Raw genomic sequence first — 23,670 nt, 5'->3', positions numbered from 1 at the left:
TTTGGAACACTGCGAGAAGCCATGGAGCATGTCTTGACTTTAGCGTCCTAGCTAACCTGGCGGTTGCTATAAATAGTATAAGTTTTGGAGATAAGATTTTAATGAGCAATTTTTACCAATACCAAATTATTGCCAAGACAGGAGATGAAGGTATAGAAGATTTAGGTAATAGAACTTCAATAAATGATGAAGGTGTAGTTGCTTTCACAGGTGACTTGGATGATAGTGTTTTTGGAGGAAATGCTGTTTTTGTAGGAGATGGTTCCTCATTAACCGATATTGCTCCCGCTTCAGTTCTTTCTAGCCGCAGATTTGGGACAGCGATACAAATTAATAATGCTGGTCAAGTAGTTGCTGCTTGGACCCAAAGCAATGGTATATCAGCAATAAGACTTTTTGAGAGTAACAGTATCAATACTTTTGAAACAATAGCTACTGGTGGTGGCTCTCAATCTGGATTTAACTATCCTTTTGATTATTTCTCAATATTACCGCTTACCAGTGTTAATAATTCTGGTGAAAGCGTTTTCCCTGTTTTTGATGAAGAATTTAGTTTTGACCCCATTGTAGGAGCTTCTTTCGGTCTGGGTGATGATTTACTAGTTACTGCACCGAAACCCCCCACCGATGATTTCAATACGTTATCGCTCCCAGTAAATCCGGTAACTTTAAGACCAATGATTGCTGATAATGGCAATGTTATTGTTAAATTAGGGAATGAAGATAATTCTCCAATTATTTTATATGATAACGATTTTAATGACGCTGAAGGAATCGCTGGTTCTAGTCAGTATAGTGAGATAGGTCGAAGTCCTGGAATTAGCGATGATGGTCAGATTGTAGTCTTTGCTGGCGATCGCGGTAATGGTTCGGGAATCTTTGCGAGTATAGATACTGGTTCTAGACGCGAACTAATTACAATAGCAGGAGAGAACAGTTCTCGCAATCCCTTGCAACTGGGATATGGAGATTTAAATACTCAAACTAGAGATATTCCTGTTATTCAATTTGAATCTTTTGACATCAATAGTAGGATTGGTGTTTCTCATGTTGAAAGTGGCAGAACTGGTATTCTTGATGATACTTTTGTAGTTAGTTTTATCGGCACACCCAATCAAGCTAGTCGTAACAATCCAATAACAGCTAAATCCTTATTATTTTCAGATCAAAAAGCACTTTGGACAGTTAAAGTTACGGTTGATTCTAAACTTGATGGAAGTGAAGGATTTGATTTTAATCAGACAAGTGCTATTCCTGTTGTTCAAGTAGATGATGTAATTAATGGTGCTACTGTTAACGACATTTCCGTTTATGATCCCATAGCTAATGTTGGAATCACAAATTCTTCTCCTGATAGTCATCAAATAGCGTTTTTTGCTAACACAGATGATGGAGAGATGATTATCAAAGCAGAGCATCTTGATACAGATGGGGATGGTTTACTCGACCATTGGGAAGAAAAAGGAATTGATATTGACCGTGATGGGATAATAGATTTAGACCTCAAAGCAATGGGGGCTGATAAGAATAAAAAAGATTTATTCTTGGAAATTGACTGGTTAGCTCCAGATGCAGCTACTAGTCGAGACTTTTCACCTCAAGCACAAGCTCTAGATTTTGTCGTAGATGTATTTAAAGACCAAGACATTACAGTTCACATTGATGCAGGAACTGGTTTAAGTCGAAATATGGGTTCGGGATCTTTAGAAGGTGGTGATCTTATTAGAGAAGCGGGTACTAGAAACCATATTGACTTAGTTTACTTTGATGAAAACTTTCCAGCTTCTGGAGCCGAAGATAAAAATGGTGACGGTTTCGCAGTTTCTCGTTCTTTTGAGAATATCAAAGATAACTTTTTTGGAACAACTACCAAAAGAGCAAGGGAATTAGCTTTTCGTTATGCCGTATTTGCTGACTATTCTGATTTAAATGGATCTAGTGGTATAGCTGAATTACAAGAAATAGATCCAGATAGTGGAGATTTTCGCTCGATCCCTGGTAACGATTTAATTGTGTCTTTACAAGGTTTACGTAACGTCACAGATTTTATAGGTTCTTTTCCTGAAAGTATTGCGATACCTGCTGGTTTTTTACAAGGACAAACCTTAATTCACGAACTTGGTCATACATTAGGTTTACGTCATGGAGGCAAAGATAATAAGACAACTCCTCCTATTTTTCTAGAAGGAGATACTACTATCGCTGCGGAAAAAAGTAGCTATAAAAGTGTCATGAATTATTTATATCAACTTTACCCAGATACTTTTACCACTACCCCAACTCTAATCAGAGATTATTCCGATGGTTCTCCTTTTGATGACTGGAGAAATATAAAGTTAGGTTTTGCTGATTATTTCACTACTTTAGGCAATAGTTATGGAATATTTAGTTTAGCTGGTACTACTGCGAACTCAACAGAAGAAGAATTAACCATAGATGATATTGAACAAATATTCGGTCCTGATGCTTTAGACAACCAAGTTCCTGTAATCACCACAATTTCCGCACCTGCTAACATCAGAATTGGTAATTTTATAGATATTGATGTAACAGCAACTGATAATATTGATATTCAGTCCGTAGGTATATCCTTTGATATTAATGGTGATGGAGATGTTGATGATTCCGGAGAAACAGTTACAGCAACTCAAGTAAGTGCTGACCAATATCAAGCTACTTTTACAAATATCACCGGAACTGCTGGGTCAAGAACCGCTACTATTACTGCAACTGATTTAGCTAACTTTACAACTATTGGTACCGCTACGGTTAATGTAAATAGTGAATCTATCAATACCTCACCCCAAGCCGTAAATGACTTAGCTACCACCAACGAAGATACAGCAGTAGAAATAGACGTACTAGCCAATGACACCGATGCAGACGGCAATCCCCTCACCCCAAGCATCGCCGAAACACCGAGCAACGGTAGCGCAACTATCAACGATAACGGCACCCCAACCGACCCCACTGATGATACAATAACTTATACTCCCAACGTCAACTTCAACGGTAATGATAGTTTTACCTACACTGTCAGTGATGGCACTGATACAACCAACGCCACTGTAGATATTACGGTCAATCCTGTTAATGACTTACCTGTAGCCACAGATGACACAGCCGAAACCAATCAAGATCAACCTCTGACCATCCTCTCCAGCCAGTTATTAGAAAATGACAGTGATGTTGATGGCGACTCCTTAACAATTACCGAGGTGGACAATTCTACCAATGGTAGTGTAGAACTGGATACAGATGGTAATGTTTTATTTACCCCAGAACCCAACTTCAGTGGGTTAGCTAGTTTTGAATATACTGTCAGTGATGGCACTGATACGACCAACGCCACTGTAGATATTACCGTAAATCCCAGCAACGATGACAATATCATTAATGGTACTGCAGGTAGAGACTCCTTATTGGGAACAGATGGTAATGACATCATTACTGGCTTCCAAGGTGCAGACAGAATTACCACCGGAGGAGGTCAAGACCAAATCGTTTACACCAGTATTGTAGATGCAGGTGATGCGATCGCTGACTTTGACGCGCTTAATGATGTCCTTGATCTTAAAGGTGTTCTCCAGAGTGTCGGTTTCAACGGTTCCAATGCAATTGATGATGGTTATGTCCAACTCGTTTCCTATGGAACTAGAGGAACTTCCTTACAAATAGATGCAGACGGAATAGATGGTTCTGCAGCTTTCAGACCATATCTATTTTTACAGGATGTTTCCGTAGCAGAACTCAATGAAAATCCTGATAGTTTGATATTTGGTTAATTAACTGAAATTGAGGCGATGGTTTCCCCATCGCTCCACATTTAAGACTGCTATTTTTCAAATCAACAATCTTCAAATCAATAATCTTTAGATTAAAAGATTTTTAGATTCAACATTTCCAAATTTAAAAATTTTCAAGCTCAAAATTTTTTAAAACTCAAAAATTATACACATTCAAAGTTTAAGGAAAAGATCGTGAAAAATACTTTACAAAAATTTGCCCTTGCAACTGCTAGCTTAGTTCTTAGCCTTGCTATTGTTGATGCACGTCCTGCTGAAGCTGTTAATTTTAACTTTGAAGGCGAAATCGATTCTGGTGCTTTATCTGGGGAAAGATTTCAGGGTTCTTTTAGTTATGATGAATCATTGGTGAGCGGAACTGGCGATTTTTTCTTTCAAGAATACATCCCTGTTGCTAACCTTGAATTTGATTTTCTCGGTAGTACTTTTACTAAAGCCAATGATGTTTATGGTGGACCAGAAGTCGCTTTTATTGGTAATGACCTAGCAGGATTAAGCTTTAATGTTAATAATGCAACTGCTGGTAGCGTTCAATTAAATTTTTCCTTTGTTCCTGGCTTTACTGATATTTCTGAATCATACTTTACCTATGCGCCCACGAATGCAAATGGTGGGGCTGGTTCAGTGACCTTTGCACAACAAGATAATGTACCTCAACCTGTACCCGAACCCGTGACAATTTTGGGTGCTGCAGTTGCGCTGGGAGTTGCTGCTTTATCTAAAAAGGAAAATGTGAGAATAACAAATAAATAACAGTGCGACTAAATTTGCTATGCTGTTTTTGATTTAGGAATTATGCAAATTCAATGTAATCAAGACTTACGCACGGATAACGCAATTACAGTCATTGCAACACAAACAAGGTTAGCATTTACCTTAAGGCACGGCTCAGCTTTTACGCAAGGAAATAGCATTCACCTTCTTGTGCGGTTGATCTCAAAACATTAAAAACTAAACTAGTAACGAGTGTATAAGTCCTAGTAATATCACAATCGTAAATCATTTCATAAAAAATATATCTTTGTAGAGACGTAGCAATGCTACGTCTCTTATTGATTTATCTTTTCACAAATCATATATCCATTCTTACCAGAACTAATCTATCTATTATTTACCCAACTCGTTGTTAAATAACTAGCTGAATATTTCTGAACCACCATTTTAAGCTTGTCACTCCACCTACGTAAAAATAACTTGAATTCAAACGCGTACTTTATAAATTTTATATCTAAAAAAATTAATAATTGGTAGTGAAATCATTATGGTAAAAGACATTAGCTAAATTTAGTTTAAAAATTATAATTTAATGTTTGTGTAAATGTCCGTAGAAATCCTGGCACCTCAAAAAAAACGCGCTTATCGTGATTATTACGAGTAGAGAAAATACTGAATCAAAGCTCTCTATAAGTTCTTGAGAATCGATATTAGGTTTTACCCAATAATGTAGCTCAAAGTATCCTTATACAATTTTTGTTTCAAGCTAAATAAAATAAGCTAAATAAAAAAATTAGATACTCTACAGAGTTGGGTAAATCTTTCTCCTTCGAGATAGAAATAGATTAAAAAAACATTTTAAAAGACCACAAATAATAAATTAATTTATTGGATTTTAATATGCATAGTTTAATTAAAAACTTTTCAAAAATCTTATTAGGTACAGTACTATCTGTAAGCTTTACTGGAATATTAAATCCGTCACAAGCTCTTGCTGAAAGTAAAATCAAAAGTATTACTCCAGCCCCCAAAAATGCATCCGTAAGTCCAGATACATATAATGTTTATCTCGATGCAAATGACCCTCTTTCTGTAGACATACAAGTAAAAATACCCACGAAGCCAATAAAGCTTGATTTATTTTTACTAGAAGATGTTTCTGGTTCATTTGTCGATGATTTAAAAAATATCCAAAACTTAGTACCTAGTCTAGTTGATTCCGTTAAAGGTACAGTTTCAGATGCACAATTTGGAGTCGGTTCTTTTATTGACAAACCTATCAGTCCATTTGGAAGTTCAAGTAGTTTTGTCTACAAAACAGATCTTGGTTTAACTAGCGATGTAACAAAATTACAAACAACTGTTAATAATCTCTTTGCAAAAGGAGGGAGTGACTTTCCTGAGTCACAGCTAGAAGCGTTGTTGCAGGCTGCTGTACGCGGTGAAAATGAAATTGGCTTCCGCGAAGACGCATTTAAAGTTGTTGTTCTCTCAACTGATGCACAGTTTCATAAAGCAGGGGATCATCCTTCAGTACCTGCAAACAACGGTGATGCTATTCTTGATGGAAATAAACCAGGAACCGGAGAAGATTATCCTGCAATTGAGCAAGTTAAGCAAAAATTAGAAGATGCAAATATAATTCCTATTTTTGCAGTCACGAAAAATGTACGCTCCGATTATGAAAATCTAGTAAATAATTTTGGGTTTGGTTCAGTAGTAGAATTAAGTCCTGACAGCAGTAACTTGATTAATGCAATTAATTTAGGCTTAAGCGATGTTTTCAAAGATATTACTCTCGATGTCGTTGGTGATGACTTTGGTTATGTTGCAAACACTCAACCACGTATATTTCCTAATGTTCCAGCAGGTGAAAGTCGTACTTTCAACGTTACTTTGTTAGCAGATGGGATAAATGATAAAGACGACTCTTTAAGTCTTGTTGCTCCTGGTTTTGGTCGAGTAGACATTAATGTTGATGTGAAATATTCAAAAAATCCAATTCAGTCAGTCCCCGAACCAACTACAATCTTTGGTTTGCTAGTAGTGTGTGCATTCGGTCTAACTGGTCAATCAAGTTTAACTTCAAATCTCAAGAAATCTACAAGTCTAAAAAATTCTAAATCTCTACACTAAATTTTAGAGATTTTCCAAATCAAAAAGTATTGAACCTAAAAAAGGCATATCAGAGGTCGAAACTTCTATGAGCGGTAGCGAAACAATAAATCGCTACCGCTTTTTTTAATGAACGCGCAATATCGAATTTATCCTTTTTGATTGATTCGAGTAGAGAGCATCAAAAACATTCTCTAAGCAATATATGCAAATTCATCTTCAGATACTTCCTCGAAATTATCGATTAAATCTAAAGTTTGTTCAAAAGCTAACTCTTGTCCTTGTTTAGCAAAGTATGCAGCACCTATTTGCAAGTTCTTGATCGCTGCTTGTTGCTCGCCAAGATGATAGTAAGCTACACCTCTATTAACATAAGCATTTGCATCATTTGGCTGTAGTTCGATTACATTTGTAAAGTCTTGTATGGCTTTGTGAAAATAGCCATTATTAGAACAAACACAGCCCCTATTAAAATAAGCTTTGTAGTGATTTGCGTTGTGGCGAATTGCGAGAGAAAAATCAATCAATGCTGCAGGAGTATTTTGTAACTCTAAATTCATTAAACCTCGGTCATTATAAATCTCTGCAATTGATGAACTCAGGGTCTGAGGAACTTGACTTAAAGCACGGTTATAATCAATAATTGCTATCTGATAATAGCCTAAAGCAGAAGTTGCTAGAGCTCGATTATAGTAAGCACGAAAATCATAGGGTTTAATTTTGATAGCCCTGTTATCGTCTGCGATCGCAGCTTCAAAATCTCCTTCTCGGTAGTGAGCTAACCCGCGATTTAGCAAAGCCTCTGTATTTTTAGGATTTAAGGTTATAGCTTTAGTACAGTCTTGAATTGCAGTTGGATAATTTTCTATTTGAAGGTTAGCAAGACAAAGATTGCTATAAGCTGGTGCAAAATCTTCCTTTAACTTAGTAACCTTAAGAAAATTATCGATTGCTCCCCGATAATCACCTCTTTGTATATACTCGATACCTAACCCAAATAAATTATCTGCTTTCGTTCTCTCATCTGAGACCGCTAATGAAGAGTTTGGAAAGCTGAGAAAAATACCCAAACACAAGCAAACAACCAACACACTTAAAATCAACAAATCTAAAATCAAGCCGTAGCAGCGATTAAGCATATGTTTAAGTTGTTGAGACTGGAATATTAACTAGAATACTTATTCTAATGTATTTTTTTACACTACGGTTTTACACTAAAATAAATTGTAGAGCAGGTTACTTGCCCACTCTACAATTTTAGGAAATAACGATTATTTAGTCTTAGCTCCAGCCTTTAGCTGATTTATCCAAGACGTAGGTCGCTACATCTTCGATTTGTTGAGGGGTCAAGCGACCTTTAAATGCTGGCATTGCATTTTTACCGTTGTTTACTTGGTATGTGATTTTTTCAATAGAGTTCATACCATATTTCTCCAAGGCATCCGATTTTAATGTTTTAGCACCGTTAACTACATTATTACCGCCCATATGACAAGCGTTGCAGTTAGCTGCGAAAATTTTTGCTCCACTTGCAGCATCACCCGCCAAAGCTGGAGGACAAAATGCAAAACTTAAAATCGCTATACCCGCGATCAAAATAGAAAGAACTTTTTTCATTCAGTGTTTCCTCTGCCTAAAAGGATGACTCGGTTAAATGTCCCTTTCAATTCTCAAAAACGAAACAGCAGTCGTCAAATGACAATTCGTCATACTTATCGTTTTGTTAATTTTTGTCCTTAATGCCCCGTTTTTTGTTAATTTTTATGAACTCAGAACTTAATGAATGATGCCGATAAAAGTAAATATTGACTGTTAATTGTCAATTGCTAACTATTAACTGATAAATGATTGTCAGCTAATTTAGTTAGTTTTTCTCCGGTAACTCTACAGATTCGCCAATCATCGAGAATTGATGCTCCCATGGCACGATAAAATTTTTGGGCAGGTTCATTCCAATCTAAAACGCTCCATTCTAAACGCCCACAGTCCCGTTTTAAGGCTATTTGCGCTAGCTTAATAAGAAGTGCTTTACCAATCCCCTGACGTCGGTAATCAGGTAAAACAAACAAGTCTTCTAGGTAAATTCCTGGCTTAGTCAGAAATGTTGAATAATTGTGAAAAAATAAGGCAAACCCTACAATATCGCTGAGACTTTCTGCTACTATTGCCTCAATATACTGAGGTTCTGCAAACAGATGCTGTCTAAGAAGATTTACATTGCCACTAACAGCATTAGGTAGTTTTTCATATTCAGCTAACGCCTTTATCAAATTAAATAGCGCATCACAATCTTCTGCTTGAGCTAATCGCAAGCTAAATTTACTCTGCAGAGCCATTTGTTAATTATTCGTTAAGATAGAGCTATTGGCTATTAGTTCATAAATTTTGCTCTACAGTCAACCACCTTCAAGCTGAATACATTTCAGAAATTCCAGCTTATAGCTAAAAAATATCTTCCATCTTCCAGGATAAATATCTTCTAGCTTCAAGCTAAATATATTCCAATGAAATATCTTCAAACTAGAACTGCATCATATCGCAGTACGTAATAAGTTTAGGACATTTGTAAATTCCAAAAGTTATAACTTGTAAGCTTTTGGTCGCAATCGGCGCGTTCTGTTATGTCCTACGGAAACGCCATGCTAATGACTTGCGCGTAGCGCTATATCAGCCAACCCTTTAGGCGTTTAGCAATGTGGGGACGACGTAATTTGCGCATGGCTTTACTTTGAATCTGACGTACTCTTTCCCGGGATAAATTAAAGATGTTTCCTACTTCCTCCAGGGTGCAAGGTTCGCTAGTTGTTAAACCATAGCGTAAAGAAATAACATCTTTCTCTCTTGGTGTTAGTACGTCACTCAATACCTCCCAAATCTCCTGACGCATCATTCCTTCATTCATTTTTGCTTCTGGAGATTGGTTATCTTCGTCTTCCAATAAATCCATCAGTTCCGTATCTTCTTCTTTACCAACACGATGGTTTAAAGAAAGTGCTTGACGTCTTAATTGTTGTAATTGTCGCAGTTGTGGAGCAGGAATATCTAAACATTCTGCCATCTCCACCTCCGTGGGATTGCGACCTAATTGTTGCTTGAGTTCTCGTTGAGCTTTTTTAAGTTTATTGAGTTTTTCAACAATATGAATTGGTAAACGAATAGTACGAGCATCATTAGCGATCGCTCGGGTAATTGCTTGTCTAATCCACCAATAAGCATAGGTAGAAAACTTATAACCTTTATCTGGGTCAAACTTCTCTGTTGCGCGATTTAATCCCATTGCTCCTTCTTGAATTAAATCGAGAAATGGTACTCCTCGGTTTAAATATCTTTTCGCAATAGATACAACCAAACGCAAATTTGAACGAATCATTTTACGTTTAGCTACTCGACCTTGATATAGGCGATTTTCTAGTTGTTTCCCACTCATTTCTAACCGAGCAGCAACTTTTTCTCTACTAGGTTGATTACCTAATTCTTCTTGCAATGAAGCTTGTGCATTTCTAAATTCTTCTAAAAATTGAACCCTTCGCGCTAACTCTACTTCTTCATCAGCTTTAAGTAGGGGATAACGCGCCATTTCTTTAAAAAAAGCTCCGACAGCATCATCATTATCGGTCTTATTATATCCAGAAGCACGTGCCGCTCCCATTTCATCTGCATTACGTACTTCTGCTTCAAGATTTTCAGTAATGACAAAATCTTCTTCTGCTACTGTCTCTAAATTATTGAAAACCTTTTCTTGACTCTCAGCAGCATTTTTCATGATTTCTACGCTTTCTAATTCAGAATTGCTATTTTCCTTTAGGGATCGTTGCTTTATCTGATACATAATTTAATTACAGCCGCTAATGGTTCTCTACATCGGTTATTTTTTCCCTAAAAGACACATGCGCCTTTGTTGATAGCAAAAACAGCAGATGCTATTAATTTATCATTCTTTGGGATATGATTTTATGTCTATTATCCCGCTTTATTTCTTTGCTTTATGAGTTTGAGCTACCAAGGAGTTATTCAAATCATTTGTTACATAAAGATACAAGAACTTTGACTGAGTTTGAAGTTTTGATTATTTAGACAACTACAATATTTATTGCAAATTCTTATTCAATAAATGGAGATAGTTGAATATGTTAAACCTCCTTATATTTCTTTTGCCAACTAATAAATATGAATAAATTCGCTCAAGTTTCTCAACAATCAGGAAATATGTTGATTTTTATGCTTATTTGTTGATATTCATGAAATTATTCACCATGTCAGGGGTAAACAACTTGATTGCGTAATGGTTTGTGCTGTTTTGCTCTAATAAAAATTTTGAATGTTTAGCAGAGTATTTTCTCTAAACTAATACAGGTGAAATCATCGCATATCCTTTTGAGGCTGAATATCTATCAACAGGAGTATAAACGATATAAAATTAGCGAGTTATTATCCAATCTTTTTGTTATCTAGTAACTCTTTCACAACGATACCAATTTATCTTGATTCCCTATTTGTTCTATGGATTACATAAAATGAAATTTATCAAGTATTATGTCTCATGAAAGTATTGGTAAATACAAATTTTGAGAGATAAAGTAAACAGCTACAGTTTAATGAAAAATATTGATTTTGACAAATAAATATCAGAAAAATATCTATTCATATAATTCAGAAACTATGTATATTCAAGATACTACTTTGTCCTCAAAGGTTGTTGCCCAAAATAGTGAAGATTACAAAATAGATCGAGGAAAGAATGAATGGGTTGAAGTATTAGTTGACTGTCCTGGGGCAATGGGAATATTTACTTATAGATTGCCGTCACATTTGCAGGTAAAAGCAGGAGATATTCTTAGCGTCCCATTTGGAACGCAAATAGTTGGAGGTATCGCCGTTCGCTTGCTTTTTATGCCGAATATAGATTTACCAAAAGAAAAAATTCGGAATATTGAAGATATTGTCAGCGTTGGTTTTTTTCCAAAATTTTATTGGCAGCTTTTAAACCGAGTTGCAGCATACTACTATACTCCTTTAATTCAGGTCATTCGTGTTTCTTTACCCCCTGGTTTGCTGGGGCGATCGCAACGAAGAATTAGGTTAATTAGAAAACAAAAAAAAGTTGATCTGGAACAAGTTAATCTAGAAATAATAAATCCAGAAACAATAAACCAAAAACGGGTTAATTTAGAAAGAATCAATCCAAAACAAGTTAGCTGGGAACAGAAAACGGAAAATTCTCATTTAGATAGTTCTAACTCCAACGAACAAGAGTTGTTATTATCTGATATTCTTCCATTTTTATCCCTACCAGCACAGAAAATTTTGCAACTTTTACAAGCACAAACTGCAGGAGATTACAGTTTTGTGTATTTACAACGTCAGGTAAGGGGAGCATCTCGTGGAGTGAAGGAGTTGATTAGACGTGGCTTAGTCGAAAGTTATCTGGAACCACCGCGACTGGCTCGCCCAAAGTTACAAAAAGCGGTAATACTGATTAACGATCTGTCAGAAAATGAGTTGACTTCCCGTCAGCAAGAAATTTTGGCTGTTTTGCGCCGACGTGGGGGTGAGTTATGGCAAACTGAACTATTGCAGGCTTGTCACACCAGTACCTCTACCCTGAAAAAATTAGCCCAGAAGGGCTGTATTCTAATTGAAGAGCGAGAAAGACTAAGAACAGAGCATTCTCCTCAAACAGGAGAAGATTTAACCGGAGAACAAGTAAAATCTCTGACGCCTGCACAATCAACAGCATTAGCAACCATTCAAGAACTGAATGGTTATGCAAAAGTACTTTTGCATGGGGTGACAGGTTCGGGAAAAACAGAAGTCTATTTACAGGCGATCGCACCTTTGTTAGTAGAAGGTAAATCGGCTTTGGTTTTGGTTCCAGAAATTGGACTTACTCCCCAACTAACCGATCGCTTTCGCGCTCGTTTTGGAAATAAAGTTTTTGTTTATCACAGCGCTTTATCTGAAGGTGAGCGTTATGACACTTGGCGACAGATGTTAACTGGTGAGCCTAGTGTAGTAATTGGAACCCGGAGTGCAGTGTTTGCACCTTTACCTAATTTGGGTTTAATAATTTTAGATGAAGAACATGATTCGTCATTTAAACAAGATAGTCCCGCTCCGACTTACCATGCTCGCGTTGTTGCTCAATGGCGTGCAGAATTGGAGGGTTTTCCTTTAGTTTTAGGTTCTGCAACTCCTTCCTTGGAAAGTTTGATTAGTGCAATTGGGGAGCAAGGAGATTGGAAGCAAGGCAATAATAAGACTCATTACCTAAGTTTGCCCAAACGCGTTTATTCCCGTCCCCTACCGCCAATCAAAATAGTGGATATGCGTTTGGAACTGCAACAGGGAAACAGATCTATCTTTAGTAAACCTCTCAAGGCTGCGTTACTAAATTTACAAGAAAAACGCCAACAGGGAATTTTATTCATTCATCGTCGGGGACACAGCACATTTGTTTCTTGTCGTAGTTGTGGATATGTTTTAGATTGTCCTAACTGCGATGTGTCCTTGTCTTATCACCATACCGAACCAGGTGCACAAAAACTATTACGCTGTCATTACTGTAATTATGGCTGTGCTCATCCTCCTAATTGTCCTGAATGCGGTTCTCCCTACTTAAAATTTTTTGGTAGCGGAACCCAAAAAGTTGCACAGGAATTATCTAGACAATTTCCTGAACTACGGTTTATTCGTTTCGATAGCGATACTACCAGGAGAAAAGGGGCACATCGCCAGCTTTTGAGTAAGTTTGCTAACGGCGAAGCAGAATTGTTGATCGGGACTCAAATGTTAACTAAAGGTTTAGATTTACCGCAAGTTACCTTGGTGGGTGTTGTGGCTGCCGATGGTCTGTTACACTTATCTGACTATCGAGCTAGCGAACGGGCATTTCAAACTTTAACTCAAGTTGCAGGACGTGCGGGTAGGGGTGAAGATCCCGGTCAAGTAATTATTCAAACCTATAATCCGGACCACCAGGTAATTGAAGCCGTACAAAACCATGATTATCAATCTTTTACCAATACTGAATTAGAGCAACGTCAAGTACTTAATTATCCACCCTACGGACGCTTAATTTTATTGCGCTTGAGTAGTCCTGAAGAGATTCAAGTACAAAAAACCGCCCAAGCGATCGCTGCAGTTTTAAAATCTGGAAGTGGATTTGATGTATTAGGTCCAGCACCAGCAAATGTTTTACGGGTTGCAAATCGTTTTCGCTGGCAGATTTTAATTAAATTTGCTCCTGATGCTTTACCTCAGTTACCTAACTGGGAAGAAATTCGTCAACTGTGTCCCCAGATAGTAAGTTTAACAATTGATGTCGATCCTTTGAACATGATGTAGCCTGTTAACAGTGGGGACATAGCATGCTACGCCCCTACAGATGTTTTTAGGTTGAAAATAAGTCATATTTAATACCTGTACCTCTGCATCTAGCAAGTGAGGTACAGCAAGCTATATCTCAACCCTGTAGTACTATTACTTGGTCAACTTTAGGAGTCATAGCAATAAATGCTGTGTGGTTACAACTGGGGCATTGTACCCTGTGTTCTATTGGTTCGCTACCATCGTGGTGAGTTTGAATTAAAAGTGGTACGTCACATTTGTAGCATTGGGTGAAAATTCGCGGTTTATCGGTGTTACAGTCCACAAATTTCATGGGCTGGAATTTTGGCTTCCTGGGCTCTCTTTTAGTAGGTCTACTGGGTCTACTAGGTCTGCTGGGCTTGGAATAGCCTTCTGCTTGTGTTGGTGCGTCCATTAATTTCTCCTCACTTTGGGTTTGTTTGTAGCCTATCAAGCTTTCTTGGCGGTTCACAGATAGATTTAAAATTTTTCAAATACTTAAATCGAAATTATATTCACTCCATCAACCATAGTATATACAAACCTAATAGTTCGCTTTCCCCATAAATAAATAAGAGTTATCAAATAAATTACATCAATTAATCAATAGCTTAAGATTCAATTAGTATCAAATTGCATCCACGGTAATACGTATCAAAAGCTTTAAAGTACAACGATTGGGGAAATTAGAAACGTCTATACGCCGCCGGGGTCGTTCATTATTTTTAAAAATATAACGATAATTACCAGTATCCTTTAAGGGGATATAACTCTACACTAATAATTACATATATTATCTTAAGGATTATTTTTTTTGATAGTTATAAATTACAGTAACAGTACTTAATAGTAAAGAAAAAATCGAGTCAACAAAAATATCTGTTGACTCTTTACCGCTTCACTTAATTCCCTTTCAGAAGATGCACCCTAAATAGCAACGAACTTTATCCGTTACCTACGCAAATCTAAGCACGAACGCTAATTGTAATTACCCCAAAAAGCACCTATTTTCTTGCAAGTAATTACCTTTGTTACCAATCAAAATTTATGCCTTATCCGAGTAACTATCCACCGTATTAATACTTAAATGCCAATTAAATCACTGAAAATGATTTTATTTGACGAATTAATAAAAAATTTGACTCAATCTAGGCAAAATGAGAAACCTCTGATTTCAGTTAGAGCTATTACTCAAGATGCAAAAATCACAAATCAGAAATAAAAATAAAAAACAAGATTCAAAAAAATTCAAAAATCAAAATAGATATAAGGTAGGGCACCTTGGGGTGCTAAAATCCAAGCACTCCACAGACATAAAGGTACGAATAATAATTTTAAAGGCCAGTTAATTTGCAGTGTTAAATATCGGTTTAAAATATAAACCAAAACCATCACAATAGCTAAAATTGCTAGTAAGTAAATAAATTGATATTGGGTCATACTTAAAGCTTCGAGGTAGACTTTCTGCAAAAATTGAACATCAGCAGAATGACCCCAAAGTCGCTGAAATACGAGTAGGGAATCTTGTAGGTTTGGTAAACGGAACCAAATCCAAGCAGTAAATACCATCAACTGGGTTAATAACCAAGCAAAGAATACACCTATGGGATGCTGCCAAAATATTCTTAGCAAAGATATGCGATTGCTTACACTATCAGTGAGACGATGAACTACTAAGGCTAAACCGTGATAAGTACCCCACACAACAAAACCTAATGCAGCGCCATGCCAAATTCCAGCGATAACCATAACAATCATCAAGTTGATACAAGTACGCGTTAAACCCTGACGCGAACCACCCAATGGAAAGTATAGATAATTACGTAACCAGCTACCGAGAGTCATATGCCAACGTCGCCAAAAGTTAGCAATGCTGGTACTGAGATAAGGAGCATCAAAGTTTTTGGGCAAATTTAAGCCAAATAATAAAGCGCTACCACGAGCCATATCTACGTAGCCACTAAAATCTAAATATAGTTGCAAACCATAGGCAAGCATCGCCAACCATAAATCTATACTGCCAGCCCTGGGAATATTACCAAAGCACAAATCGACGTAAATAGCTAGATTATCTGCAAATATACCTTTTTTAACAATTCCTCTAGCAATCAACCATAAACCTTCAGCAACAGTTTCAGGGGTAGGAGACTCTAAGTTTTTAAACTGAGAAATAAAATTGTGATAAGGAGTAATTGGTCCAGAAATTAATTTAGCGAAAAAGAATTTATAAGATGCAAAATTAATTAACTCTTCTGTTGCGGGGGCTCCACGATAAACATCAACTAAATAGGCAATACATTCAAAAATAAAAAATGAAAATCCCAGAGGTGCAATAGATTTAAAACTAGAAAAATTTGTTGCAATGGCATTATTTGATTGAAGAAAATTCAGAATTGCCGGTACATATTTAGAACCATAAAGCAACAAAATATTAACGCCGATTCCAAACCAAAGCAATCTAATACGACGACGATTCCAATCAGAATGGGCTATTTGCCATTGCTCGTTAGAGATACGCCAATCTAAGGAATGTTCTCCCGGAGAAGTGTTATAACCAATTGCTTTTCCTAGGCGGAAATTAATAAAAATGAGTGTAAGAAGTAGTGGAATATAATATGGTTGCAAAGATGCATAAAATACTAAACTTGCAACTAATAAAATCCATGTCTGCCATTTCTGTTGTGTTACAGACCAGTAAATACCCAGTATGCTCAACAAGAACAGACCGTATATACCTGAAATAAAATTCATGTTTTAATTATTAAATTAAGATTTCGAGATTTTGTTTTCATTGGGAATGGGTAATTGGTAATGGGTATGCGCCCGCACTGCTAGCGTAGTGTTAGCAAGGTGTGACGCGTAAGCGTCATATGGTAATTGGTAATTGGTAATTGCTATTTCATTACTCCTGACTCCTGACTCCTGACTCCTGACTCCTGACTCCTGACTCCTGACTTCTTAACAAGTATATTCGCTGATATTACAAGTTATTTTCTTGGCCAAGGAATCATCGGGTCTACTGCAAGCTTTTTGGAAACTTTATAAGCACCATAACGGTTCAGGTGAGAGGGATCGGAGAAGTAATCGTTTTTCTCTGGCCAAAGTTCCGTTAAATCTCGAAAAATAAAATTATTGTTTACTTTTGATATATTTGAAATATATTGTCGAAAATCCTCTTCATATTTACTACGTATAGGGTCTAAGTAATCAGTAGTTAAAGGCATGTTAATAAATACCACAGGTACCTTACGTAAAGCAGTATATTTCAACATTCTTTGCAAAGCGATATCTTGTTCTCCCATTAGCCGAAAATTATTGTAGTCCCTGTCATAGCTACCAGTAACCTTGGGGTGATTTTGATAGTAAGTTTCTGGCTTGAAACGAACTGATAAAGCCAAAAAGCCATCAAAATCAACTGCTGGGATTTTAGTATCTTGCTCTGGATAATTTCCTGGATGTTTTGAAAAATTACTAATTGCTGGTATTTTTTTGAGTTGTTGATTCAACAATCCTTTAAATTGTTCCCTTTGAGGATAGGTCGCAGACAATGCTGCAATGCTTCTATTTAAGCGTTTATTGAATGCCTGATATATGTTTTGATTGTCACTTGGATTTTTCTGATCTAGCTCTTGTCCTAATATTTGGGATGTTTGGGAATTTTTACTATTCTCTTCGCTAGCCTGAATAACCTGTTGATAGCCCTCAGATGCTGCAATTGTTTCAAAGGTTTGGTCTGGTCTACCACTATTAAACGCACGTACTCCATCAGCCCAAATAATAATTTTTGGTAATTCTGATGCTTTAAGCACATGAACTACGAGTAATTCTATTATCTGGACTGTAGCTCCATTAATTCCAAAATTAAATACATCAAGGTCTTGATAACCTTCAGATGCTAAAGCTTTAGATAAGGCGACCGGGTCTACACCTCTGAGAGCCCGAGAAGAACCAACAATTAATACATCTGGGGGACCACTTTTTGCTAAACGCTGCTTGTAAAGTGCCAATTGCTCGTCCAACTGGCGAGAATTAAATGTTGGTATTTGCGATCGTGCAGCCAAAAGAATTGCTGTTGAATTTGCTTTTTTTTGTTCTTCAGCTATTTTTTTCCCTGCTTGAGTAAATCCATTGTGGTTAAAAGCGTCACTATTACTTGAATTTGTTTTACCTTTGATTGGATTAGCTGCAATAGCACTTTCTTCTACCAATTCATATCTATTCGCAGACACCTTCGATTGTTGGGCTTGACTGTAATCCGCGATTGCTTTCCCTAGTGCCCAATCCAACTGCAGGCTCAGTAAAATCCCAATAGCACCCCAGATCCCTGCTAATAATACCTTTTGAGTATCTGTACTTGTTTGAGGAGCAGAGTCTTTTTCAATGAACAGTTGAGTTGACAATAAAAACTTTCGGAATGTTGTGCCCCATTTTTGGGTTTGCGTACCAATAAAAGTTTGAACTTCTTCGATGCTTAAATCGGGACGTAGAATTGGTTCGCTATCTGGGGATGGTAATAAGTCTTGGACAAAACTAGAAGTTGCGGCAAATTCCGGAGGCGCTTCTGGTACTGTACTCTGACGGGGCTGAAAATCAATTCCAAATTGCCAAAATGGTTTTTTGTTACCCGCACGGCGACCGTATATCCGCGCTCCCGTTACACCTTGAACCTGCAACTTATGAATAAATTCAATTACTGTGTTGGCAATTTTTTTACGGGTGGGACAAATCGGTGCATCACACATTACGTGCAGTAAATCTTCTTTACGCAACAGCATCACCCGAATACCTCCCGTTGCTAGACGGTTGTCCAGATCGGGGTTTAACAAGCGTTCGAGCAAAAATAGTAGCGCTGATTCATCACCAGATTTTGCTAATTTTAAAACAGAAATATTTAAAGCTTGATGATCCGCTGCAGGAAGAGATATCCAATCAATCCAAGTTGGTTCGCACTTAACAGTTTTTTGTCCGTAGATCGTAGCCGCTGAAATTCCTTGGGGTGCGAGAATTTCTAATTGGGGAATAATTGCTTCTAAACAGAAATCTTTATCGGGAATTTGGCTTGAAGATGGATCCCTAGGGGTACAAAAAATATGTAAAGTTGATTCTTTAACAGAAGCTTGAACCGAAATTTCCTTATTTAACCAAATTTTTGCCAAACGCGAAATTGCTTCTATATCCCCCCAACGCGCCCATTCCTTGAGCATTACCTCTGGGGGAGTTAAATCAATGCGTAATAACCAATCATGGTTCTTTTCTCCCACAACTCCAGAAGCAATTACAGCATCTTGGTAGTTGGATAAATTTAAATTACGCAGTTTTTGAGCTACTGGTTCTGCAATTAATGATGGGTCGGGGGTATAATGTGATTGACAAAATATCCATAAACGCTGCTTGTTTGCTGCCTCTTTTTCGGTAGTTCTTTGTTTTTTTACCTTGACTTTAACAGCAACTCCTAAAGTACTTAAGGTTTCGCTTAAATAACGAGCAATTGCCGCAGGGTCTCCCTTACGCGCCAAACTCTCATTGGAAATAATTATGGCTCCGCTCGATACTGGTGAATTTTTTTTGTGATTTAGGAGCGCCCGTTCTACTTCTTCAATGTGTTTATCAAGCTGATTTAAAAATACTCGATGACACCATTGGGGTCGTTGTTCTTCCTTGTGACGACCATAGACAAAAACTTGGTAAACTGCTGGCTGATCGTTACTCTTAAGTGCTTCCAAATCGGTTTGCTGCAAAGCTCGGAGTAGATCTGATAAGGTTTTCCACCGTGGAGGACAAATAGGCGCTTCACAAAGAATATGAAGGTCATTTCCCCGCAAGCGGATTTTCACCCCGACAGAGTTAATACCTGTTGCTTGGCTAACCCACTGCGCCAATGCTTTTTGTCTATCTAGTGATACTGTGTTCATGGGTGGTTAACTTTACAGAAGGTTAATATTGGGGGATTGTGCGCGGGACTTGTAAACTAGAACCATAGATTTATCACACTCTCAAGTTTTTTAACACTTTTGTTCTCTTGATCGCTTGCATAATCAATAAAGAAAGTTTTATTCGTCTGCAAGCAGAGCGAATTATGAAATTCGGATTTTACTTAACCCAAAAAATGTCTAGCTAGGTACCGTCATTATGCCTTCTGTTCCCATCGACCCCTCTACAAATGTTGGATTGGACTTTGGTATATTTACCATTCCCCAGTCTCTTGTTTTACAAATTGGCACAGCTTCCATGCTTGCTGCTCTCGTGGCACAAGAAGCTGCTATTCAAACGATGGAAGCTATGGGAGAAGCAAGTGAAGAATTATTCAGGGGCGAACGCCTCCCAATTCTGGACTTTCCCGAGCAAACAGGAAAATGAGTTGTGAGGAAGCAAATACACTTCACAAAATATAATTTGCCAAAAACATACTTTGCAAAATCTACATACTTTGCAAATCATAACTTCGCAAAAATATACTTCGCACAAACACACTTATGAAAAATATTTTTCGCAAAACATACTTAGCGAAAATAATTTAGTGTGATCAAGGTTTTGTGGTCTTCTGCATAACCTTGGCTTGCGAGTTCAGACATTTTCAACAGTAATTGCCTTTACTACAACAGAGGAATGAGTTATCTTTTACACTCTTCTGAGCGGGATGTACACATTGACCCATCATCTGACTTATTTTTACGCCATCGACTCCAAATAGTTGAGGAATTATGGGAGTCCGTGTTACGAGAAGAATGCGGACAAAAGATGGTAGACCTTTTGAAACAACTCCGAGATTTGTGTTCGCCTGAGGGACAAGCAATTGATGGTCAAGCAAGTAGGGTCTCTAAACTGATAGAACAGTTGGGGATCAACGAAGCAATTAGGGCTGCGCGTGCTTTTGCTCTCTATTTTCAGCTGATTAACATCATAGAACAGGACTACGAGCAAAGACAGCAACTAACTCGTTATGAGTCAGAACCAGAAACAACGATCGCAGAAACTTTGCCAAATATAATATCTCCTTCTAGCGATCGCAATGACAATTCTCCCGTTAATAGTGGAGTGGGTTCGGACTTACTAACTAAAAGTTGGTCCGCAAAGCCAAACAAGAAGCAAACCGGAACTTTTGCTTCATTATTTCCCCAACTATTTCAACTTAATGTTCCCCCCGGTCACATCCAAAGGTTAATTAATCAACTAGATGTGCGCTTGGTATTTACTGCTCATCCCACAGAAATCGTTCGCCCGACCATCCGCAATAAACAGCGACGAGTTGTCCAATTGCTACAACAGTTAGACATTGTTGAAAAACGTTATGCAGGTCGAGTCGCTGGGGTATATCCCTGGGAGGTATCAGAATTACGAGATAAGCTATTGGAAGAAATTCGTTTGTGGTGGCGTACAGACGAGTTACGTCAATTCAAACCATCGGTATTAGATGAAGTTGAGTACGCACTGCATTACTTCCAAGAAGTTTTATTTGAGAGCATTCCTGGGTTATACCAAAGATTACAATATGCTTTGAGGGGTACCTTTCCTTGGTTAAAACCACCAAGAAAGAATTTTTGTACCTTTGGTTCTTGGGTAGGTTCTGATCGAGATGGAAACCCATCTGTAACTCCAGAAATTACTTGGCAAACTGCTTGCTACCAACGCGAGATGGTTTTATCCAAGTATATCGATTCTGTAAGAAACCTGATTGAGTTGTTAAGTGTATCGCTACATTGGAGTGATGTCCTTCCAGATTTGCTGGAATCTCTGGAATTAGAGCAATCTCAACTGAGCCAAGTTTACGAAGAATTAGCGCTAAAATATCGCCAAGAACCTTATCGCCTCAAGTTAGCCTATGTTCTCAAACGCTTAGAAAACACTCGCATTCGTAATGTTGCTGTCAGACAAAGAGAAACGCTCAAAGACGACCAAACTCCGGTTTACAATTCAGGAGCGGAATTTTTGGCAGAATTGCTTTTAATTCAACGGAATTTAGCCGAAACAGGTTTAAGTTGTCAGGAGTTAGACAATCTAATTTGTCAAGCTGAAATTTTCGGCTTTAATTTGACCAAATTGGATGTTCGTCAAGAATCAACTCGTCACTCCGATACCATCAACGAAGTTTGCGAATATTTAGGATGTCTGGAACGACCATACAACGAACTTTCGGAAACTGAAAGAGTAAATTGGTTGATCGAAGAACTGAGAACTCGTCGTCCTTTAATTCCTGGAGAACTGCCATTTTCAGAGAAAACCAACGACATCATTCAAACCATGCGTTTGGTGCGATCGCTGCAACAGGAGTTTGGTGAAAATATTTGCCAAACCTACATTATCAGTATGTGTCGTGAAGTGAGTGATGTTTTAGAGGTATTATTATTGGCAAAAGAAGCCGGACTTTATGACCCCGGAACGGCAATCGGTAGCATTCAGGTAGTACCGTTATTTGAAACGGTGGAAGATTTACAACGTTCCTGTACAGTAATGCGGGAATTATTCGAACTACCACTTTACCGCGCCTTACTTGCAGGTGGTTATGTGGCTTTTAAGAAGTTACAAACAGATAATAAACAAGACCATACGCCAATATCCTATGGATTAACCCCAAATTTACAAGAAGTAATGTTGGGGTATTCCGACAGTAATAAAGACTCCGGTTTTCTCAGTAGTAATTGGGAGATCCATAAAGCCCAAAAATCGCTGCAATCCATTGCCGAGGAATATGGTATTGATCTGCGAATTTTCCACGGACGGGGCGGTTCTGTGGGACGAGGTGGCGGTCCAGCCTACGAAGCGATTTTGGCACAACCCGGTCACAGTATTAACGGGCGAATTAAAATTACCGAGCAAGGAGAAGTTTTAGCATCCAAATACTCCTTACAAGATTTAGCGCTGTATAACCTAGAAACCATTACCACCGCAGTCGTTCAAGCCAGTTTATTGCGTACCGGTTTTGACGACATCGAGCCGTGGAACCAAATTATGGAAGAATTAGCAGCGCGATCGCGGTCTCACTATCGTTCTTTGATTTATGAACAACCGGATTTTATTGACTTTTTCCACGAAGTAACTCCAATTGAGGAAATTAGTCAATTACAAATTAGTTCTCGTCCCGCCCGTCGTCCTTCTGGTAATAAAGGTTTGAGCAGTCTGCGAGCAATCCCTTGGGTCTTTAGCTGGACGCAAACCAGGTTCTTACTACCTGCATGGTATGGTATCGGCACAGCATTAAAAGCATTCTTGGATGAAGCACCTGAGGAAAACATGGAATTACTCAGGTATTTTTATATGAAATGGCCTTTCTTCAAGATGGTAATTTCTAAAGCAGAAATGACCTTGGCGAAAGTTGACATTCAAATGGCGCGTCATTACGTAGAAGAACTATCTAAGACTGAAAACAAAGCTCGATTTGATAAGGTATTTGAACAAATCCTCAGAGAATTTCATCTTACAAGGGATCTAGTGTTACAAATTACCGGACATGAAACATTACTTGACGGCGATCCAGTATTGCAACGTTCGGTACAATTGCGTAACGGTACTATTGTTCCCTTAGGCTTTATTCAGGTATCCTTACTCAAACGCCTGCGTCAGTCACGGAACAGTAGTTACACTTCTGGTGTAATTGACTCCCGTTACAGTAAGGGCGAACTACTGCGCGGAGCATTATTAACCATTAATGGTATCGCTGCTGGTATGAGAAATACTGGTTGAGCGGGGGGTT

The 23,670-nt window shown here is 37.9% G+C and carries 13 protein-coding genes; 6 read left to right on the top strand and 7 right to left on the bottom strand.

Going from position 1 to position 23,670, the window contains the following annotated elements:
• Window positions 1–101 precede the first annotated feature (101 nt).
• From BC008_RS18710 to BC008_RS18700, 3 genes are all read left to right on the top strand, one after another.
• Complete coding sequence (locus BC008_RS18710) at window positions 102–3,785, top strand: tandem-95 repeat protein (RefSeq protein WP_058183757.1); 3,684 nt, start codon at window positions 102–104, stop codon at window positions 3,783–3,785.
• A 195-nt stretch (window positions 3,786–3,980) separates the two neighbouring features.
• Window positions 3,981–4,559: a PEP-CTERM sorting domain-containing protein gene (locus BC008_RS18705; RefSeq protein ID WP_027844245.1), complete on the top strand. Its 579-nt coding sequence runs from the start codon at window positions 3,981–3,983 to the stop codon at window positions 4,557–4,559.
• Between the two features lie 861 nt (window positions 4,560–5,420).
• Window positions 5,421–6,656, top strand: coding sequence for a PEP-CTERM sorting domain-containing protein (locus tag BC008_RS18700; protein WP_027844246.1), 1,236 nt, complete (start codon window positions 5,421–5,423; stop codon window positions 6,654–6,656).
• Between the two features lie 173 nt (window positions 6,657–6,829).
• On the opposite strand, the gene BC008_RS18695 is transcribed toward BC008_RS18700, so the two are convergent.
• From BC008_RS18695 to BC008_RS18680, 4 genes are all read right to left on the bottom strand, one after another.
• Window positions 6,830–7,774 (bottom strand): tetratricopeptide repeat protein, encoded by a 945-nt coding sequence (locus BC008_RS18695; RefSeq protein ID WP_036266176.1) that lies wholly within the window; start codon window positions 7,772–7,774, stop codon window positions 6,830–6,832.
• 142 nt (window positions 7,775–7,916) lie between these two features.
• The gene (gene petJ, locus BC008_RS18690) at window positions 7,917–8,252 is read right to left on the bottom strand and encodes a cytochrome c6 PetJ (protein ID WP_027844248.1); all 336 of its coding nucleotides are present in this window, start codon (window positions 8,250–8,252) and stop codon (window positions 7,917–7,919) included.
• Window positions 8,253–8,461: 209 nt separating this feature from the next.
• Window positions 8,462–8,971 (bottom strand): GNAT family N-acetyltransferase, encoded by a 510-nt coding sequence (locus BC008_RS18685; RefSeq protein ID WP_027844249.1) that lies wholly within the window; start codon window positions 8,969–8,971, stop codon window positions 8,462–8,464.
• A 326-nt stretch (window positions 8,972–9,297) separates the two neighbouring features.
• Window positions 9,298–10,464: an RpoD/SigA family RNA polymerase sigma factor gene (locus tag BC008_RS18680; RefSeq protein WP_027844250.1), complete on the bottom strand. Its 1,167-nt coding sequence runs from the start codon at window positions 10,462–10,464 to the stop codon at window positions 9,298–9,300.
• An 830-nt stretch (window positions 10,465–11,294) separates the two neighbouring features.
• Here BC008_RS18680 and priA point away from each other — a divergent pair.
• Window positions 11,295–13,979 carry a primosomal protein N' gene (gene priA, locus BC008_RS18675; protein WP_027844251.1) on the top strand — a complete coding sequence of 895 codons (2,685 nt, stop codon included), beginning with the start codon at window positions 11,295–11,297 and terminating at the stop codon, window positions 13,977–13,979.
• A 118-nt stretch (window positions 13,980–14,097) separates the two neighbouring features.
• Here priA and BC008_RS18670 read toward each other — a convergent pair whose 3' ends face one another.
• The 3 genes from BC008_RS18670 to BC008_RS18660 all read right to left on the bottom strand — a co-directional run bounded on the left by BC008_RS18670 (window position 14,098) and on the right by BC008_RS18660 (window position 19,894).
• Window positions 14,098–14,397, bottom strand: coding sequence for a hypothetical protein (locus BC008_RS18670; RefSeq protein WP_153009606.1), 300 nt, complete (start codon window positions 14,395–14,397; stop codon window positions 14,098–14,100).
• A gap of 833 nt (window positions 14,398–15,230) precedes the next feature.
• Window positions 15,231–16,733 (bottom strand): MBOAT family O-acyltransferase, encoded by a 1,503-nt coding sequence (locus tag BC008_RS18665; protein ID WP_027844252.1) that lies wholly within the window; start codon window positions 16,731–16,733, stop codon window positions 15,231–15,233.
• A 236-nt stretch (window positions 16,734–16,969) separates the two neighbouring features.
• Entirely contained in the window at window positions 16,970–19,894 is a 2,925-nt protein-coding gene (locus tag BC008_RS18660) for a hypothetical protein (RefSeq protein WP_027845993.1), read from the bottom strand.
• 217 nt (window positions 19,895–20,111) lie between these two features.
• Here BC008_RS18660 and BC008_RS18655 point away from each other — a divergent pair, with 217 nt between their 5' ends.
• A complete protein-coding gene (locus BC008_RS18655; protein ID WP_027845992.1) occupies window positions 20,112–20,339 on the top strand; it encodes a hypothetical protein in 228 nt (75 codons plus the stop codon).
• Window positions 20,340–20,588: 249 nt separating this feature from the next.
• Window positions 20,589–23,660, top strand: coding sequence for a phosphoenolpyruvate carboxylase (gene ppc, locus BC008_RS18650; RefSeq protein WP_027845991.1), 3,072 nt, complete (start codon window positions 20,589–20,591; stop codon window positions 23,658–23,660).
• Window positions 23,661–23,670: the final 10 nt, after the last annotated feature.

This window comes from Mastigocoleus testarum BC008 (assembly GCF_001456025.1).
Lineage (GTDB): Bacteria > Cyanobacteriota > Cyanobacteriia > Cyanobacteriales > Nostocaceae > Mastigocoleus > Mastigocoleus testarum.
The sequence above is the reverse complement of the archived record's forward strand: the minus strand, read 5'-3'. Positions and strand labels throughout refer to the sequence as shown.

Excerpts from the sequence above, each read along its gene's own strand:
- BC008_RS18710 (WP_058183757.1), top strand. The coding sequence starts at position 102 with ATGAGCAATTTTTACCAATACCAAATTATTGCCAAGACAGGAGATGAA.
- BC008_RS18700 (WP_027844246.1), top strand. The coding sequence starts at position 5,421 with ATGCATAGTTTAATTAAAAACTTTTCAAAAATCTTATTAGGTACAGTA.
- BC008_RS18695 (WP_036266176.1), bottom strand. The coding sequence starts at position 7,774 with ATGCTTAATCGCTGCTACGGCTTGATTTTAGATTTGTTGATTTTAAGT.
- petJ (WP_027844248.1), bottom strand. The coding sequence starts at position 8,252 with ATGAAAAAAGTTCTTTCTATTTTGATCGCGGGTATAGCGATTTTAAGT.
- BC008_RS18685 (WP_027844249.1), bottom strand. The coding sequence starts at position 8,971 with ATGGCTCTGCAGAGTAAATTTAGCTTGCGATTAGCTCAAGCAGAAGAT.
- BC008_RS18680 (WP_027844250.1), bottom strand. The coding sequence starts at position 10,464 with ATGTATCAGATAAAGCAACGATCCCTAAAGGAAAATAGCAATTCTGAA.
- priA (WP_027844251.1), top strand. The coding sequence starts at position 11,295 with ATGTATATTCAAGATACTACTTTGTCCTCAAAGGTTGTTGCCCAAAAT.
- BC008_RS18670 (WP_153009606.1), bottom strand. The coding sequence starts at position 14,397 with ATGGACGCACCAACACAAGCAGAAGGCTATTCCAAGCCCAGCAGACCT.
- BC008_RS18665 (WP_027844252.1), bottom strand. The coding sequence starts at position 16,733 with ATGAATTTTATTTCAGGTATATACGGTCTGTTCTTGTTGAGCATACTG.
- BC008_RS18660 (WP_027845993.1), bottom strand. The coding sequence starts at position 19,894 with ATGAACACAGTATCACTAGATAGACAAAAAGCATTGGCGCAGTGGGTT.
- BC008_RS18655 (WP_027845992.1), top strand. The coding sequence starts at position 20,112 with ATGCCTTCTGTTCCCATCGACCCCTCTACAAATGTTGGATTGGACTTT.
- ppc (WP_027845991.1), top strand. The coding sequence starts at position 20,589 with ATGAGTTATCTTTTACACTCTTCTGAGCGGGATGTACACATTGACCCA.